The sequence below is a fragment of the Arsenophonus endosymbiont of Aleurodicus floccissimus genome (assembly GCF_900343025.1).
Taxonomy (GTDB): domain Bacteria; phylum Pseudomonadota; class Gammaproteobacteria; order Enterobacterales; family Enterobacteriaceae; genus Arsenophonus.
In genome coordinates, this window is the sequence record NZ_OUND01000001.1 from 19,185 (window position 1) to 35,104 (window position 15,920).

Consider the following 15,920-nt stretch of genomic DNA (forward strand, 5'->3'; position numbering starts at 1 on the left):
ATTTACTAATTAAATTAATTTATAAATTTAATTATTTTTTGTTTTTTTATATTATAGAAGAATAATATGAGTAATTGATTAATAAAAAGTGTAAAGATAGGTTTGCTTTGTGCTATCAACTAAAAAAATTGATTTGCTAGCTGTTATTGATAATAAAAAACAGCATAAATAAAATATGCATGTATAATATTATATGTCGTATTTATTTAACTGCTTTTTTATCATTATTTAATAGAATATTAATAAATTAAAAGTTCCAATCCTCATCTTCTGTGGTGATCATTTTACCAATGATGTAAGAGGAACCTGAACCAGAAAAGAAATCGTGGTTTTCGTTAGCATTTGGCGAGAGCACTGACAAGATTGCTGGGCTGACATTAATCATCTCTTCTGGGAAAAGAGAATCATAGCCTAAATTCATTAATGCTTTATTGGCATTATAGTGAAGGAATTTTTTACATCATCTGTCCAACCAACGTCATCATATAAAGATTCACTATATTTAATTTCATTATCGTATAAGTTTAATAATAATTCATAAGCGAAATCTTTTATTTCATTTTTTTCTTTATCACTATATTTGATGAGTGATTTTTAAAATTTATAGCCGATATAGTAGCCATGGATCGCTTCGTCGAGAATGATTAACCGAATAAGATCGGCCGTGTTGGTTAGTTTTCCTCCGCTTGACCAGTACATTCGCAGGTAAAATCCGGAATAGAAGAGAAAGGATTCGAGAAAGACACTGGCAATTTTTTTCTTTAGAGGATGAGTGTGACAGTAGTGCTCCAGTATTAAATGGGCTTTTTTTTTTGTAAAGCGCTATTTTCTTTACTCCATTGATAAGCATCATCAACATCGGAAGTCAGACTAAGGGTTGAAAAGATAGCTCAATACGGTTCCAGTTGATTGCTCGTACTATTGAATTTGTTATCGCCATTTGTTAAACCTATAAATTATAGTACACATGAAACGCAGCCTTTGACTTCTGTTCCTTCTAATGTTGATTGGCGGATCTGTATGTAATAAAGGGTTTTAATCCCTTTTTTCCAAGCATATATCTGAGCACGATTAATATCTCGCGTGGTTGCGTCATCAGTAAAGAAAAGGGTCAATGACAGCCCTTGATCGACATGTTGGGTAGCAGCAGCATATGTATCAATGATTTTTTCAGCACCTATTTGATAAGCATCTTGATAATACTCTAAATTTTCGTTCGTCAGGTAAGGGGCTGGATAATAGACGCGGCCAATTTTTCCTTCTTTACGAATTTCAATACGCGCAACAATAGGATGAATGCTGGAAGTTGAATAATTAATATAAGAGATAGAGTCTGTGGGTGGAATGGCTTGTAAATTCTGATTATAGATCCCGTGCTCTATAATAGATTACTTGAGTTTTTGCCAATCTTCAGTAGTTGGGATATGGATGGCTGAGCGTTGAAATAGCTGTTTTACTTTTTCAGTTTTAGGTTGCCACTGCTGATTAATATATTTATCAAAATATTCGCCAGAGACATATTGAGAGTGCTCAAAACGGCTAAAATAGTGTTGGCGCTCAATAGCTAGCTTATTCGATACCTGTAATGTGTAGTAAGTTACGGCATAAAAGTAGATATCGTTAAAATCAATTCCCTCTTCTGAACCATAATGAATACGCTCACGTGCCAGATAGCCATGTAAATTCATTTGTCCTAAACCAATAGAGTGTGATTTTTTATTACCTGCTTGAATCGAGGGCACTGATTGGATCTGGCTCATATCTGAAACAGCTCTTAATGCTCTAATGGCAATCTCAATTGAATGAGCAAAGTTAGGGCAATCCATCGTTTTGGCAATATTTATTGAGCCTAAATTACAGCTAATATCTTTACCTACATGCCGATACTCTAAAGTCTCGTCGTAGATGCTGGCATCATTGATTTGTAAGATTTCTGAGCACAGATTACTCATATTAATCGGACCATAAATAGGATTTAGGCGATTGGCATTATCCTCAAATAAAATATAGGGATAACCTGATTCAAATTGATTTTTTGTTTGCGAATGTTTTTGTTATTTACCATTTCTGAATATTTTTCAGTAATGTTAATTTCGGACATAGGGACACCATAACAGCGCTCAATATCGTAAGGTGAGAAAAGATACATATCTTGATTATTTTTAGCTAGATGGAAGGTAATATCCGGGATCACTACACCCAGTGATAAGGTTTTAATCCGGATTTTTCATCGGCATTTTCACGTTTAGTATCTAAAAAGCTTAAAATATCATGGTGATGAGCGTGCAGATAGACTGCTCCAGCCCCTTGTCTTGCGCCAAGTTGATTGGCATAAGAGAAAGCATCTTCAAGCATTTTCATTACAGGTACTTACGCCATAAGATTGGTTCTCAATGAGTTTTATCGGTGCCCCAACTTCACGTAAATTAGTCAATAAGAAAGCTACGCCACCGCCACGTTTTGACAGTTGTAAGGCGGAATTGACAGAGCAGTCTATCGATTCCATGTTATCTTCTATTCGTAGTAAGAAATAAGATACCAGTTCACCACGCTGTTTTTTTACCGCAATTTAAAAAAGTTGGGCGTTGCTTTGGTTGGAAGCGGCCACTAATAATTTCATCCACCAGTTGACTAGCTAACTCTTGATTTCCTTGTGCAAGCGTTAAAGCAACCATGCAAACTCTATCTTCATAACGCTTACCATCAAAAGTTTTTAAGGTATAGCTAGTATAATATTTAAAGGCACCAAGGAATGTTTGAAAACGAAACTTGTGGTTATAGGCTTGCTGGAAAAGTTTTTTAATAAAAGTAAATGCATATTGTGCCAGTATTGCCGAGTCGTAATAATTTTCTGCTACTAAAAAATCCAGTTTTTCTTGTAAATTATGAAAAAACCGTGTTTTGATTGACATGGTGGCGAAAATAATGATGGGCCGCCTGCTTATCTTTATCGAGTTGAATTTTATTATCTTTATTATACAGGTTTAGCATGGCATTGAGTGCATGATAATCCAGTTGTTCTTGAGGCTGTACTGTCATAAGGAAGCTCCGTATTACTTCACTGCATTTGTTGTTGCCAAAATTGTTGTAACCCTTGGCGTACTTGTTGAAGATCCCTTTCAGTACCGAGTAATTCAAAACGATAGAGCAATGGTACTTGGCATTTAGCGGAAATAATGTTGCCTACTATAGCGTAAGTTTCACCAAAATTATTATTTCCTGATGCAATGACGCCCCGTAAAAACTTTCGATTTTGGGGTTGATTTAAAAAGTAAGTAACAGCTTTGGGTACAGCACCGGTTGTGCCACCGCCACCATAGGTAGGGAGCAGTAAAACGTAAGATTGGGTCACATTTGGTAATATCTCATTCCTATCAATAGGAATGCGTGTAGCAGGGAAGCTCAATTTTTGCACAAAGCGATGGCAATTTTCCGATTTACTGGAATAGTAAATAAGTGACTGATTTTTCATCATATTATGTTAATTACTGGCTAATTGATTGATCATATCAGGGCGAAAGCCTGACCAATGTTGCTTACCGGTAATAACAACGGGTATTTGTTGATAGCCCAATTTGGTAATAAAATGCAATGCTTCATGATCTTGGGTTAAATCCACAACATCATAAGGTAAATTTTTACGTTTTAGTGCTAGACAAATTGCATTGCACTGTCACAATCTGGTTTACTGTAGACAATAATATTCATCGTTGGCTCCTTAATTTGGTAATAATTAAGTTTACAATTGGTTAGCCATTATAAATACTATATGTTGATTTATTTTTATTTAACCATGCTATATATAGTGTCATCTAATTTTTGATATAGTGTCATCTAATTTTTGGTGGGAATTTTATCTAACTTATTATTTCAACAAAAAATAAAAAAATTGTATTTTTATTATATTTTTTTAACAAATATTCCAATAGGCAAAAATATTTTTGCCAACAGCGGTAATTTTGCTTGAGGGATAAAATGAATTGTTAAAATAGTTCACTATTTTAAGGAAGTTGTTATGTACCACCATTATTTTTCTACCCCAAAAGGTTTTCCAAGACCTTTCATTCACATTACCGCTGATCATAATGGAATAATCGGTGTTGATTTTGTTAACCAAATAAATGAAAAAGAACGTAAAAATGCTCATACCGAACAGTGTATAAAAGAATTACAGCAATATTTTAATGGTGAAAGAGACAATTTTTCTGTCATCTTGAATCCTTCCGGTACTCATTTTCACAAAAGAGTTTGGCAGCAACTTGGTGAAATTCCGTATGGCCAATGTTGGAGTTATAAGGAACTCGCAATTGTACTAGGTTCTGCTAATTTCTGTAGAGCAGTTGGTATGGCAAATTCGCGTAATCCTATTGCGCTTATTATTCCGTGTCATCGTGTTATTGGTCATGATGGTAAATTAGTAGGTTACAATGGTAGGTTAGATATAAAAAGTTGGCTTTTAGATTATGAAAAAAATGGGAATAGTCGAAAAATTGGCTAAAAATGTTATAATAAACATTTATAAATACTATTATTCGTTTTTTTGATTGTTTTTTTAGGTTGTTATCCTATATTACAATGATAATTTAAGTTTTTAATTAATTTCGTGATCTTAGTAGTAGACAATGAAGCATAATTTTTGCTGTACTATATAAGACACAAACTGTGTGTTTTTATTTATGTAAAGGTAATATTGATGTCAAAAGTTAAAGGTAGCGTTAAGTGGTTCAACGAAGCAAAAGGTTTTGGTTTTATCACTCCGGAAGATGGCAGTAAAGACGTGTTCATTCACTTCAGTTCTATTAAAACCGAAGGTTTTAAGACTTTGGCCGAAGGTCAGAAAGTTGAGTTTGATATTACTGAGGGGGAGAAAGGGCCATCTGCTATAAACGTTGTCGCTATTTGATTTACTATAAGAATTTATAATAGTCCGTCTCAATAATTGAGACGGGTTTCTATGATTTTTTCTTGTAAATCTGCATGATAAGATGAGCGTACTAATGGGCCACATGCTGCATGCGTGAAGCCCATTGCTATTGCCTCATTTTTCATTTCTTCAAATTCTTTAGGGCTGACATAACGTTTTATTGATAAATGATGCCGACTGGGTTGGAGATACTGGCCTAAGGTTAGCATGTTAACGCCGTGGCGGCGTAAGTCTCGCATAACATCAACTATTTCTTCATTAGTTTCACCTAGTCCAACCATTAATCCTGATTTTGTCGGTATTTCAGGATGCATTTGCTTAAATTTTGCTAGTAGTTGTAATGACCATTGGTAATTAGCGCCAGGACGTACTTGGCGATAGATACGCGGAACATTCTCAAGATTGTGATTAAAAACATCGGGTGGCGGCGCAGCGGCTAAAATTGCTAAGGCGCGATCCATACGACCGCGAAAATCAGGCACTAGCGTTTCTATTTTGATATTTGGATTTTTTTCTCGAATAGCGATAATGCTGTCAGCAAAATGTTGGGCTCCTCCATCGCGCAAATCATCACGATCTACTGAAGTAATTACAACGTATTTTAATCCCATATCTTTGATGGTTTCTGCTAATTTTGCTGGTTCATTAGGATCAGGGGCATTAGGACGTCCATGGGCAACATCGCAGAATGGACAGCGACGAGTACAGATAGCCCCTAAAATCATAAAAGTGGCGGTACCATGGTTAAAGCATTCAGCGAGGTTAGGACAAGAGGCTTCTTCACAGACTGAGTGTAACCCATTCTTACGCATTGCGTTTTTTATCTCTTTTATTCTGCTGGAATCAGCGGGAAGTTTTATTTTCATCCACTCAGGTTTAGGTAAAATTTCTGTATGATCCGTTCTTATTGTTTTGACAGGGATCAGTGCCATTTTATCAGCGTCACGATATTTAACGCCACGCTCGATTTGAATTGGTCTACTCATAATTATGTCAGTTCCATTAGGTTCCTGCTGCAGATCAATAATAGATATATTTTATGCTATCACATGTGATCATTATTTATGTCATGTTTCAATTTTTTTAATAATTATAAAAAAATTATAACAACTTATTCTGTAAGTTGAAATCCTAGTAGGTTGCAGAAATGTTTTATTAATAAAGGTTCGACATCTTTAACCTGGCTGCCAGGGACTAAATCATTTAGTTGCGTCATTTGCATACCGGCATAGCCACAAGGATTAATACGTTCGAAGGGCGCAAGATCCATATTAATATTTAATGCTAAGCCATGAAACGAATAACCTTTATGAATACGTAACCCGAGAGAGCATATTTTTTTTTGTTCAACATAAACCCCGGGGGCTTCGCATTGTGTGTATGCGGTAATACCAAATTCGGATAAAGTATTAATTACCGTATTTTCGAGTGCAGTTACCAGTTCTCTCACACCAATTTGATTACGCTTTAAGTCTAATAAAATATACATTATTTGCTGACCGGGGCCATGATAAGTGATTTGTCCGCCACGATCAGATTGGATAACTGGAATATTTCCAGGCGCGAGTAGGTGCTCTTTTTTACCCGCTTGGCCTTGGGTAAAAACAGGGAAATGTTCCACTAGCCAAAGTTCATCTGGTGTATTAACCGTGCGTTTTTTAGTAAACTGATGCATCTCATCAGAAATGGGTTGGTAAGCATGCAGCTCAAATTGACGTAATATAATGGTTTTTTTTAACAAACTTTTTCTGCCACTTATAGGGATATGCAATATTTATGCAGTATAACCTGCATAAATGATTCTTGCTAGTATAGTTAGCGTGACGCTTGAAATTATAAACCTGAAAATCTGTTATCTTCGGGTTTATAATTTCAAGCGCAACAATAACTTGTGTCTACAACACCATACGAATTAATTCTAGTTTAGCTAATTCTTCGTACAGTTTTTCTATTTGTTCAATATTGGTTGCTGTGATGGTAATTGATACTGAGTGAAAGTTACCTTTACTACTTGGTTTAACCGATGGTACATAATCACCTGGAACATGTCGTTGAACCACTTCAACGATTTGATCTGTTAACTCAGGTTTAGCAAGACCCATCAATTTGTAGGTAAATGAGCAAGGAAACTCTAGGAACTCATGCAGTTTGGTTTTCATAGCTTCTCCTAAAATACTACCACCCCGCTTATTGCCATATTAAATGTTATATGATTTAGATAGTATATTTATTCATATTATTTTAAATAAAAATTAAGTTATAAATTGAACATATTTACCATAATGGAGGTTGCAATGTTATTTTTCAATTTTTAGCCAAACCAGCGCTGAAAAAACAATTTAATATAATCTAATATGTTACTAAAAAATCCACCTTCATCGACCTTTTTCAAGACAACAAGCGGCCGTTGTTCAATGATCTTATTATCTAATTGTAAGTTAATGGTACTAACAACTTGGTTTTTCGCTAATGGTGCCTGTAGTTCAGTATTGTTTAATGTATAGCTAGCTTTTAAATCTTTCATACGACCGCGGGGAATAGTCAGATAGAGATCGTTTTCAATACCTAATTTTACCTGATCGGTATTAGCAAACCAAAATGGTTGAGAGGCAAACTCCACCCCGCCTTCTGATGGTTTAACGGTTTTAAAAAAGCGAAAGCCCCAAGTGAGTAATTTTTCGCTTTCGGGGTCTCGCCCTTTACTGCTATGACCACCTAATACAACAGATATGAATCGCATATTTCCTTCGGTAGCGGAGGCAACCAGGTTGTAACCTGCCGCGGCAGTGTGTCCTGTCTTAATATCATCTATATTTAGGCTTTTATCCCAGAACACACCATTTCTATTTAATTGACGGATTTTATTAAAAGTGAATTCTTTTTCTTTGTAAATGGCATATTCTTCCGGAACATCGCGGATCAGTGCTTGGCCAATTAGAGCCATATCATGTGCGGAACTATATTGGCCATCAGCATCTAAGCCATGGACAGTAAGAAAGTGGGTGTTTTTTAAACCAAGGCGTTGAACATTGTTGTTCATTAATTTGACAAAATTCGCTTCGTCACCCGCCACATACTCAGCCATTGCCATACAAGCATCATTACCCGATTGTAAATTAATACCACGTATCAATTGAGATACAGGGACACGATAACCGGGTTTTAAGAACATCAGCGAAGAGCCTTTAAATACTGGGTTACCCTGTGGCCGAGGCATTCTCGTCGATAGTGACGATATCGTTCATGCTAATTTTACCGGCTTTAATTGTTTGACCAATGATATAACTCGTCATCATTTTAGTCAGACTGGCAGGGTCACGACGTTGATCGGTATTTTTTTCCGCTAACACTTTGCTTGAATAATAATCAATAAGAATATAAGCTTCAGCGTCAATATTTGATGCAGAAGGGATCACGTTGATTTGCATAGCATTATTGCTATTAGCAAATAGAGCGCTGGAAAATATAAGGCTAATATTAAGTATTAGGCTACCGATAGAACGGGAGAAAATTGCATATTTCATAATAATATACGGGATCCGCTGGCAATATGTTAATAGAGTGGGCATCGTAATATCAGCTTAAAAAGTCATATACTATTTCTGGAACAGAGATGCCTGCTTGGTTAGTTGCTTTTTATTTTACTTTAATGAGATTTTATTGATTAATCAATAGATTATTTGGTATTTATGATAATGCCCGATTGATTTAATTCTATTAATATTTTGTTTTTTATTTGTTCCGCTATTTTAGCATTTTGAAAAGGGCCAAGTTGCACACGATAGATATTATTAAATGGTTGAATACGCCCAGGTGTGTGTTTAGCTTTTTTGAAACAGACTGTTGCCATGCTGCTGCTCTCACCTGATCACTTAACGCGCCTATTTGTACGAAATAACGTTCAGTAGCCACACTTGCTGATTTCATTGAAGACGGATTAGCAGGATTATTTTGACTCACTACATTGGTTGATACCGTACTAGAGATTTTTGTTGATTGTATTGATTGCTGCTTGAGGAGTGGGTCTCTAATTTTGGTGGTTTAGGCAATGTATAACTCTGCTTTTTAATATTAACACCAATCGTGCCAGGTCCAGTTAAGGCGCCGGTAGGGGAAACTAAAATCGGATCAATTTTAATACGTGCTGTTAGCATTAAATTTAACCGATCGGCAGCTGCCTGTGATAGCGCTATATTTTTACCGGCTATGGCTATATAGGGGCCTCTATCATTAATGAGGACTATCATCATTCTGCCATTGATTAAATTAGTAATACGGGCATAACTTGGAATAGGTAAAGTAGGGTGCGAAGCTGTGAACTCATAAGGGCTGGCTTTTTCACCCGTCGTAGTTGTTTTACCGATAACTTCAGAGCCAAAAATGCTAGCAAAGCCTGTTTCACTGAAATGGGCAGGATCTTTTACTATTTGATAAGTTTGGCCATTAAGTTGATGTTATTATTAGCGCCAGAGTGATAAGGTTCGTAACGCGGCTCTGCTCCTGATATATCTTGTACCGGCGCCATAGGCATGTTGATATTTTGTTTAGCTTTTGAGAAACACAGCCTGCTAAAAGTGCTATAGTAATGCTAAATATAAGCCAGTGGTAGTGCATTACAGACCTCGTGATTATAAGCTTTTTGACAGAAATTTTCGGTGGGTATGGATCGACATAATAATTCCAAATCCAGCCATTAAAACGATTAATGCCGAGCCGCCATAACTTACCAACGGTAAAGGAACACCCACTACAGGTAAGATACCGCTAACCATGCCAATGTTGACAAATATATAGACAAACAGAATTAACATTAAGCCACCAACCATAACTCTACCAAAGGTATTTTGTGCATTAGCTGCAATTATTAGCCCTCGCATGATTAGTAGTAGATATAATATCAGTAAAATAACTACGCCAATTAAACCGAGTTCTTCAGCTAATACGGCAAAAATAAAATCAGTATGGCGTTCTGGTAGAAATTCTAATTGCGATTGCGTGCCATGTAACCAGCCTTTGCCAAATAATCCTCCTGAGCCAATAGCAATTTTAGATTGAATAATATGATAACCAGCACCGAGCGGATCTATTTCTGGATCGAGTAACATCATAACACGATCTCTTTGATAGTCATGCATCAGAAAGAACCATAGAATAGGAATAAAGCAAGCGATGCCCGTGGCCGCAATGGCGATCAATTTCCAATTTATACCCGCTAAGAACAGGACAAACAAACCGGAGGCAGCAACTAAAATAGATGTGCCCAGATCAGGTTGAGCGGCAACCAGTAGTGTGGGGAGAAATATAAGTATCAATGCCAGTAGGGTATTTTTTAAGGTGGGAGGGCAGAGATCTCGATTAACAAAACGTGCAACCATCAATGGAACCACAATTTTTGCAATTTCAGACGGTTGAAAACGAACGAAGCCAAGATCTAACCATCGTTGCGCACCTTTACTAATTTGCCCAAAGGCATCGACAAAAATTAACAGCATTAAGCAGAAAATATACAGGTAGGGCGCCCAATTTTCATAGATACGCGGTGAAATCTGCGCCATAACAATCATGACAACAAATCCAATCCCGATTTGTATCAGCTTACGCTGCATCATATCAATATCTTGCCCACTAGCACTCCACATGATCATGACACTATATATCGTTAAGGCAAGAATAATCAGCAACATTGGAATATCAATATGTAAACGTGTCCAAATAGGTAATTTATGTGATTTATCGGTCATATATTACTGTTCTTCTGCTGTAGATACACTGGTATCTGGTATTTGTGATATCGTTTTTTTACCAATCAATACATAATCAAGAACATTGCGGACAAGATCGCCAACGGCCTGGCCAGCTCCACCATTTTCTAGAATAATAGCAACGGAAGCGGTCGGCTTTTGATAAGGGGCAAATCCAATCATTAATTTATGATCACGCAAGTGCTCAGCCAATTTACTTGCATTATAGGTTTCATAACTGAATACCTGCGCTGTACCTGATTTGACAGCAGCCTTGTAGGGAGTGTTGGTAAAACTTCTGCGTGCTGTACCGTTTGGTGCATTAGCAACGCCATACATACCTTCTTTAGCTAACTCCCAAAAGCCTGAATGAATATCACCAATTTGGATATGCTCTTTCTGCTCATAAGGCAGCATAGTATTACCTAATTTAGTGCCATAAAGTAGATGGGGAATTTTAACTGTGCCGTCATTAATCAACGTCATTAATGCTTTTGCCATTTGGATCGGCGTTGTGGTCCAATAACCTTGGCCGATGCCGACTGGAATAGTGTCTCCTTGATACCAAGGTTTTTTGTAGCGTTTAAGTTTCCATTCCCGGGTTGGCATAATGCCAGAGCGTTCTTCGGCAAGATCAATACCGGTGTAATGCCCATAGCCAAATTTCTGCATCCAATCGGAGATACGATCGATACCCATATCATAAGCAACCTGGTAGAAAAAGGTGTCGGCTGATTCGATAATGGCTCTAACGACATTTAATCTACCGTGTCCCCATTTTTTCCAGTCTCGGTAACGTTTTTCGGAATTTGGTAACTGCCACCAACCAGGATCGAAAATGGTGGAGTTGGCGGTGACAATATTTTCACTTAACGCTGCGACCGCCATAAATGGTTTAACGGTTGAGGCGGGCGGATATAATCCCTGGGTAGTTCTATTAATTAACGGGTGATTGGGATTATTTAATAAAGCTTGGTAATCTTTATTAGAGATACCATTAACAAATAGATTAGGGTCATAGCTGGGGGTAGATACCAGGGCCAGTACTTCACCGTTGCGAGGATCGGTTACAACAACTGCAGTTCGGCTGGTGGCGAGCAACTTTTCGATCTCAATTTGTAAATTGAGATCAATAGTGAGATAAATATCTTTGCCTGCCTGAGGTGCTTGTTCATGAAGTTGGCGTATGACTTTTCCCCGACTATTAACTTCGACCTCTTCATAGCCTGTTTTGCCATGTAAAATATTTTCGTAATACCGTTCTATACCTAATTTACCAATATCATGGGTGGCAGTGTAATTTTTCAGTAGACCATCATTTTCTAGACGTTCAATATCTTTATCATTAATTTTGGCTACATAACCAATAACATGCGTTAGCGCAGAGCCATAAGGATAATAGCGGCGTTGGTAACCTTTGACTTCAATCCCGGGGAACCGGTATTGATTAACGGCAAAACGTGCAACTTGCACTTCATCTAGTGAGGTTTTTAACGGTATAGAGGTAAAGCGGCGTGAACGTTTACGCTCTTTTTTGAAGTTTGCAATGTCGTCGTCAGTGAGATCAACCACATCACTCAATTGTGCCAATAACTCTGTTAAATCAGGGACTTTTTCAGGAATGACTTCTAACTGATAAAATGTTCGGTTTAACGCGAGTGGAATACCATTTCTGTCATAAATAATACCTCTACTAGGTGGAACAGGAACCAATTTTATCCGATTATCATTAGAGCGAGTTTGGTAGTCTCCATGCCGAACCACTTGTAGATGATAAAGATTAGCAATTAAAATACTGACTAATATCACAATGATAATAAAAGCTATCAACGCCCGACGAATGAATAGAGTAGATTCAGCGGTATAATCGCGAAAAGGGGTGCGTTTCTTTTTTTTTGTTTCTTTCTTCGCATTCATACTAAAAACCTACATAAATATGTTATTCCCGATGGTAAGGATGATTTGTTGTAATGCTCCATGCCCGGTAAAGGCTATCTACAACAAATATTCGAACTAAAGGATCAGGCATTGTTAAGGATGACAGTGACCAACTTTGTTCTGCTGCTGCTTTACAAGGAGGGGCAAGACCTTCTGGGCCACTAATTAGAAAGCTAATATTACGTCCATCTTGTTTCCATTGATCTAATTGTTCAGCAAGCTGTCAAGTTGTCCAGCTTGTGCCTGGTATATCAAGGGTAACTATGCGGTTACCTTTGCCAACTGCAGCTAGCATCTGTTATCCTTCTTTCTCGATGATACGTTTGAGATCAGCATTTTTCCCGCAGCGATCTCAATGAGTTCAAAAGCCATATCTTTTGGAAAACGATGAAGATAATCTTGAAAACCGGTCTGGATCCAATATCAACCATTTTGCTACCAACGGCAATCAGTTGTAATTTCAAATTCAACTCCAGAGTTTTTCAAGTTCATACATACGGCGACTATCTTCTTGCATGATATGAACAATTGCATCGCCTAAATCGACAACGATCCAATCAGAAACACCTTGTCCTTCAACACCCAGAGGAATTATTCCTGTCTCACGGCATGCTTCAATTAATTTGTCCGAAACTGATGTCAAGTGGCGATTAGATGTTCCGGTACAGATTATCATGCAATCGGTAATGCTAGATTTTCCACGTACATCAATAGTGACAATATCTTGTGCTTTTGTATCGGCAAGCCTGTCGATAATAAATTGTTGGAGTTCAGTTTCTTGCAAAGGTTCACCTTTAATTTCAAGTTAAATAAAAAATATTAATGTTATATTTTATTCAGTTATAAAATTCTGTTGAAAGAAATAAGCATAAGATAATCTATATTTTAATCTAATTTTTAGTAAAACCAGCTGAATATTTATAATTAGTTTTAAGATAAATTATCGGAAATTATGCCTTATTTTCATCAGCAATGTAAAAAGCGCCAAGATATTACCAATCACCTTATATACTCACAATAGTTTAAGGGTATTTTTGTCAATTTTTTATATTTATTGTTAATTATGAGCAATTTTGATAAAGATGATGTTTATCAATATAGCGCAAAACTGCAGGTGGCAATATATCTTTGCAACTTTTTCTATCACGTTTTCGTTCACGAATTTCAGTTGCAGAAATATTTAACAAGGGAGTATCAGCCAGATATATGGCACCACATGGTTTATGGCTGAGTATTTCCGGCTCATGCACTTGATGATGTTTCAGCCATTGTTGCATTGATGGAGTTGAAAAATAAGTGGTATAGCCTGGGCGAGCGCATACTAATAAATTACAAAGGTCTAAAATTTTTTGCCAATCAAACCAGGTATTGATTGATAGTAGTGAATCTTGTCCGATAATAAAGGCTAGTGGTTTTTGCCTACCGATTTGTTGCCGAAAAGAGAGTAGTGTTTCAACGGTATAAGAGGGAGTTTTACGTTTAAGCTCACGGGTATCAATACTAAATAGCGGATTATTTTTGATAGCTAATTTTATCATTGCTAATCTTTGTTGAGCGGTTGCTTCAGGTTGTTGGCGATGGGGTGGCACATGATTGGGAAGTAAAACAACCTGTTGTAAACCGACTTGCTTGGCTAGCGCTTCAACGGGAAGTAAGTGACCATAGTGAATAGGATCAAAGGTACCACCAAATAGTGCTTGAATAGATTTAGAATTAGCTGTTTGCTTAGTTTGTTGAGTCATTAATAAAACTCTCAGGCAGTGATTTACCGCACAATAGCATAGATAAAGTTTCTAATTTTGGCCAAATTGAGTGGCCATAATCTTGTTTTAAATGTAATTCAGCATGGGTAATTAACTGTATTGCAAGCTGTAGTTCGCGAAGTGATAAACGCTGTAGCGCAGCGCTAATCAGAGGGCGGCGGGCTTGCCAAATTTTATGCTGATCAAATAATTTTTTTAAATCTTTATCGCTATTTTGTTGTGTTAATGTCAAAAGCAATATGAGTTCACGTTGAATTATACGTAATAGAATCACTGCTTCATAATCTTCGCGTTGTAATTGTTGTAGGATATGCCAAACGCGTTTAATTTTACCTGCAAGTAGCCCATCAACCCAATGATAAGGTGTAAAATTAACGGCATTATTTACCGCCTCTTTGACACGAGATAGTGTTAGGTTACCGTCGGGATATAAGAGTGATAAACGTTCAAGAGCTTGGTTAAGAGCTAGTAAGTTGCCTTCATAGCAGTAACAAAGAAGCTCATTAGCTTGTTTATCTAAGGTAACAGATATGGCTTTTGTTCGTTGGGTTATCCATTGAGGTAGTCTGGACTGTTCTGGTGTCAGACAATTAATATAGATTGCATCTTGGCCTATTTTTTTGTACCAGGCACTATTTTCTTGTGCTTTCGTTAATTTTCCGCCGCATAATATGAGTAATAAATCAGGATGTAATAATTCAGCCAACTTAAGCAGCTTTTCCGCTATGACGGTTGTGGGGCCACTTTCAGGTAATATTAAGATCAGGATTTGTCGACTAGAAAAGAGGCTAAGTGATTGACTAAGGTGATAAATAGAGTCCCAGTCGGTGCTTGTATCTAGCGAATAAGTATAACGTTCAGAAAACCCCTGCTGTTGAGCAACTTGACAAATTTTATCCATGCTTTCTTGTGATAAAAGCGGATCATTGCCAAAAATCAGGTAACAGGTTCGCAGCTTATCAGTAAGCTGCCAAGTTAGCTGCTCAGGGTAAATACGGATCATTCTGAGTCTACTGATAGCGCTTTCTCGACAACCACTGATCCTTCTGGCTCATTCTGAATAGTGCTATGAACAATCAGTAATTTACGAATTAATTGGCGAGCCGCTTGTTCACGCATTTCTTGCTTAACAAGTTCGCTTTCGGCGTCTTTAGCTAGTGTTTCTAACGGATTGTCGAAGAAAGCGCGCTCGATGCGTGTTTTGATCCGATAAACAGTGCCGTTAGGGAGGATAATTTGTGTACTGACCCAGAAATTTAATTGTTTTTCTGCACTTTTACCGTCTTGATAGATGGAAACGGTTTTGGTGTTTTCAGATGAACCCACTATTTTTAAAACCGGCACATTCTGAAGATTTTCATCGATTAAGTTGATATTATTTAGGCGTAATTGCTGTCTAATTCCACGTGCCAGCGGGCCGTAGGGATTACCACTACTTAATCTTAATGTTTTTAGTTCTTCAGGTATTTGCGTCGTACCTTGTAGGCGAAATCCGCAGCCAGCCGTTATCAACATGGCTAAGCTTAGAAATAAGGTAATTAAATAACGCACATG

The 15,920-nt window shown here is 37.2% G+C and carries 16 protein-coding genes and 6 pseudogenes; 2 read left to right on the forward strand and 20 right to left on the reverse strand.

Annotated elements, in window-relative coordinates; translation table 11 throughout:
- Positions 1-247 precede the first annotated feature (247 nt).
- From ARADI_RS00110 to ARADI_RS00125, 7 genes and pseudogenes are all read right to left on the reverse strand, one after another.
- Positions 248-890 (reverse strand): annotated as a pseudogene (locus tag ARADI_RS00110) (ribonucleotide-diphosphate reductase subunit beta); the annotation flags it as partial.
- Positions 891-956: 66 nt separating this feature from the next.
- A pseudogene (nrdE, locus tag ARADI_RS00115) lies at positions 957-2,361 on the reverse strand (class 1b ribonucleoside-diphosphate reductase subunit alpha).
- The gene (locus tag ARADI_RS20325; RefSeq protein WP_369406894.1) at positions 2,348-2,506 is read right to left on the reverse strand and encodes a ribonucleotide reductase barrel domain-containing protein; all 159 of its coding nucleotides are present in this window, start codon (positions 2,504-2,506) and stop codon (positions 2,348-2,350) included. The pseudogene nrdE and the gene ARADI_RS20325 overlap by 14 nt, the downstream one beginning before the upstream one ends.
- 37 nt (positions 2,507-2,543) lie before the next feature.
- A complete protein-coding gene (locus tag ARADI_RS20330; protein WP_369406962.1) occupies positions 2,544-2,831 on the reverse strand; it encodes a ribonucleotide reductase N-terminal alpha domain-containing protein in 288 nt (95 codons plus the stop codon).
- Positions 2,826-3,039 (reverse strand): annotated as a pseudogene (locus ARADI_RS20335) (class 1b ribonucleoside-diphosphate reductase subunit alpha); the annotation flags it as partial. The pseudogene ARADI_RS20335 and the gene ARADI_RS20330, both read right to left, overlap by 6 nt.
- A gap of 19 nt (positions 3,040-3,058) precedes the next feature.
- Entirely contained in the window at positions 3,059-3,472 is a 414-nt protein-coding gene (gene nrdI, locus ARADI_RS00120) for a class Ib ribonucleoside-diphosphate reductase assembly flavoprotein NrdI (protein WP_119710766.1), read from the reverse strand.
- A 9-nt stretch (positions 3,473-3,481) separates the two neighbouring features.
- A pseudogene (locus ARADI_RS00125) lies at positions 3,482-3,708 on the reverse strand (glutaredoxin family protein).
- A 307-nt stretch (positions 3,709-4,015) separates the two neighbouring features.
- Between ARADI_RS00125 and ARADI_RS00130 the strand changes: the two are divergent.
- Together ARADI_RS00130 and cspE are read left to right on the forward strand one after the other, a co-directional pair.
- Positions 4,016-4,498: a methylated-DNA--[protein]-cysteine S-methyltransferase gene (locus ARADI_RS00130; RefSeq protein ID WP_119710767.1), complete on the forward strand. Its 483-nt coding sequence runs from the start codon at positions 4,016-4,018 to the stop codon at positions 4,496-4,498.
- A gap of 195 nt (positions 4,499-4,693) precedes the next feature.
- Positions 4,694-4,903 (forward strand): transcription antiterminator/RNA stability regulator CspE, encoded by a 210-nt coding sequence (gene cspE / locus ARADI_RS00135; protein WP_119710768.1) that lies wholly within the window; start codon positions 4,694-4,696, stop codon positions 4,901-4,903.
- Between the two features lie 29 nt (positions 4,904-4,932).
- Here cspE and lipA read toward each other — a convergent pair whose 3' ends face one another.
- The 13 genes and pseudogenes from lipA to lptE form a co-directional block, all read right to left on the reverse strand.
- Complete coding sequence (gene lipA / locus ARADI_RS00140) at positions 4,933-5,910, reverse strand: lipoyl synthase (RefSeq protein WP_119710769.1); 978 nt, start codon at positions 5,908-5,910, stop codon at positions 4,933-4,935.
- 125 nt (positions 5,911-6,035) lie between these two features.
- Positions 6,036-6,665 carry a lipoyl(octanoyl) transferase LipB gene (lipB, locus tag ARADI_RS00145; RefSeq protein WP_119710770.1) on the reverse strand — a complete coding sequence of 210 codons (630 nt, stop codon included), beginning with the start codon at positions 6,663-6,665 and terminating at the stop codon, positions 6,036-6,038.
- A 154-nt stretch (positions 6,666-6,819) separates the two neighbouring features.
- The gene (ybeD, locus tag ARADI_RS00150; RefSeq protein WP_119710771.1) at positions 6,820-7,083 is read right to left on the reverse strand and encodes a DUF493 family protein YbeD; all 264 of its coding nucleotides are present in this window, start codon (positions 7,081-7,083) and stop codon (positions 6,820-6,822) included.
- 152 nt (positions 7,084-7,235) lie between these two features.
- A pseudogene (dacA, locus tag ARADI_RS00155) lies at positions 7,236-8,448 on the reverse strand (D-alanyl-D-alanine carboxypeptidase DacA).
- Positions 8,449-8,600: 152 nt separating this feature from the next.
- On the reverse strand, positions 8,601-8,774 hold the full coding sequence (locus ARADI_RS00160; protein WP_182853000.1) for a hypothetical protein: 174 nt from the start codon (positions 8,772-8,774) through the stop codon (positions 8,601-8,603).
- 109 nt (positions 8,775-8,883) lie between these two features.
- Positions 8,884-9,351, reverse strand: a complete 468-nt coding sequence (rlpA, locus tag ARADI_RS00165; RefSeq protein WP_238149207.1) for an endolytic peptidoglycan transglycosylase RlpA — start codon at positions 9,349-9,351, stop codon at positions 8,884-8,886.
- A 201-nt stretch (positions 9,352-9,552) separates the two neighbouring features.
- Positions 9,553-10,665 (reverse strand): peptidoglycan glycosyltransferase MrdB, encoded by a 1,113-nt coding sequence (gene mrdB / locus ARADI_RS00170; protein WP_119710772.1) that lies wholly within the window; start codon positions 10,663-10,665, stop codon positions 9,553-9,555.
- Positions 10,666-10,668: 3 nt separating this feature from the next.
- Positions 10,669-12,582: a peptidoglycan DD-transpeptidase MrdA gene (gene mrdA / locus ARADI_RS00175; protein ID WP_119710773.1), complete on the reverse strand. Its 1,914-nt coding sequence runs from the start codon at positions 12,580-12,582 to the stop codon at positions 10,669-10,671.
- A 22-nt stretch (positions 12,583-12,604) separates the two neighbouring features.
- Positions 12,605-13,067: pseudogene (gene rlmH, locus ARADI_RS00180) on the reverse strand (23S rRNA (pseudouridine(1915)-N(3))-methyltransferase RlmH).
- Positions 13,068-13,069: 2 nt separating this feature from the next.
- Positions 13,070-13,387, reverse strand: coding sequence for a ribosome silencing factor (rsfS, locus tag ARADI_RS00185; protein WP_119710774.1), 318 nt, complete (start codon positions 13,385-13,387; stop codon positions 13,070-13,072).
- A 277-nt stretch (positions 13,388-13,664) separates the two neighbouring features.
- A complete protein-coding gene (nadD, locus tag ARADI_RS00190) occupies positions 13,665-14,345 on the reverse strand; it encodes a nicotinate-nucleotide adenylyltransferase (RefSeq protein WP_119710775.1) in 681 nt (226 codons plus the stop codon).
- Entirely contained in the window at positions 14,329-15,369 is a 1,041-nt protein-coding gene (holA, locus tag ARADI_RS00195; RefSeq protein WP_119710776.1) for a DNA polymerase III subunit delta, read from the reverse strand. Before holA ends, nadD begins: the two co-directional genes overlap by 17 nt.
- Complete coding sequence (gene lptE / locus ARADI_RS00200) at positions 15,366-15,917, reverse strand: LPS assembly lipoprotein LptE (protein WP_119710777.1); 552 nt, start codon at positions 15,915-15,917, stop codon at positions 15,366-15,368. Before lptE ends, holA begins: the two co-directional genes overlap by 4 nt.
- Between the last annotated feature and the right edge of the window lie 3 nt (positions 15,918-15,920).

Excerpts from the sequence above, each read along its gene's own strand:
- cspE (WP_119710768.1), top strand. The coding sequence starts at position 4,694 with ATGTCAAAAGTTAAAGGTAGCGTTAAGTGGTTCAACGAAGCAAAAGGT.
- mrdA (WP_119710773.1), bottom strand. The coding sequence starts at position 12,582 with ATGAATGCGAAGAAAGAAACAAAAAAAAAGAAACGCACCCCTTTTCGC.
- mrdB (WP_119710772.1), bottom strand. The coding sequence starts at position 10,665 with ATGACCGATAAATCACATAAATTACCTATTTGGACACGTTTACATATT.
- ARADI_RS20325 (WP_369406894.1), bottom strand. The coding sequence starts at position 2,506 with ATGGAATCGATAGACTGCTCTGTCAATTCCGCCTTACAACTGTCAAAA.
- nadD (WP_119710775.1), bottom strand. The coding sequence starts at position 14,345 with ATGACTCAACAAACTAAGCAAACAGCTAATTCTAAATCTATTCAAGCA.
- ybeD (WP_119710771.1), bottom strand. The coding sequence starts at position 7,083 with ATGAAAACCAAACTGCATGAGTTCCTAGAGTTTCCTTGCTCATTTACC.
- ARADI_RS00160 (WP_182853000.1), bottom strand. The coding sequence starts at position 8,774 with ATGGCAACAGTCTGTTTCAAAAAAGCTAAACACACACCTGGGCGTATT.
- holA (WP_119710776.1), bottom strand. The coding sequence starts at position 15,369 with ATGATCCGTATTTACCCTGAGCAGCTAACTTGGCAGCTTACTGATAAG.
- ARADI_RS00130 (WP_119710767.1), top strand. The coding sequence starts at position 4,016 with ATGTACCACCATTATTTTTCTACCCCAAAAGGTTTTCCAAGACCTTTC.
- lipA (WP_119710769.1), bottom strand. The coding sequence starts at position 5,910 with ATGAGTAGACCAATTCAAATCGAGCGTGGCGTTAAATATCGTGACGCT.
- nrdI (WP_119710766.1), bottom strand. The coding sequence starts at position 3,472 with ATGAAAAATCAGTCACTTATTTACTATTCCAGTAAATCGGAAAATTGC.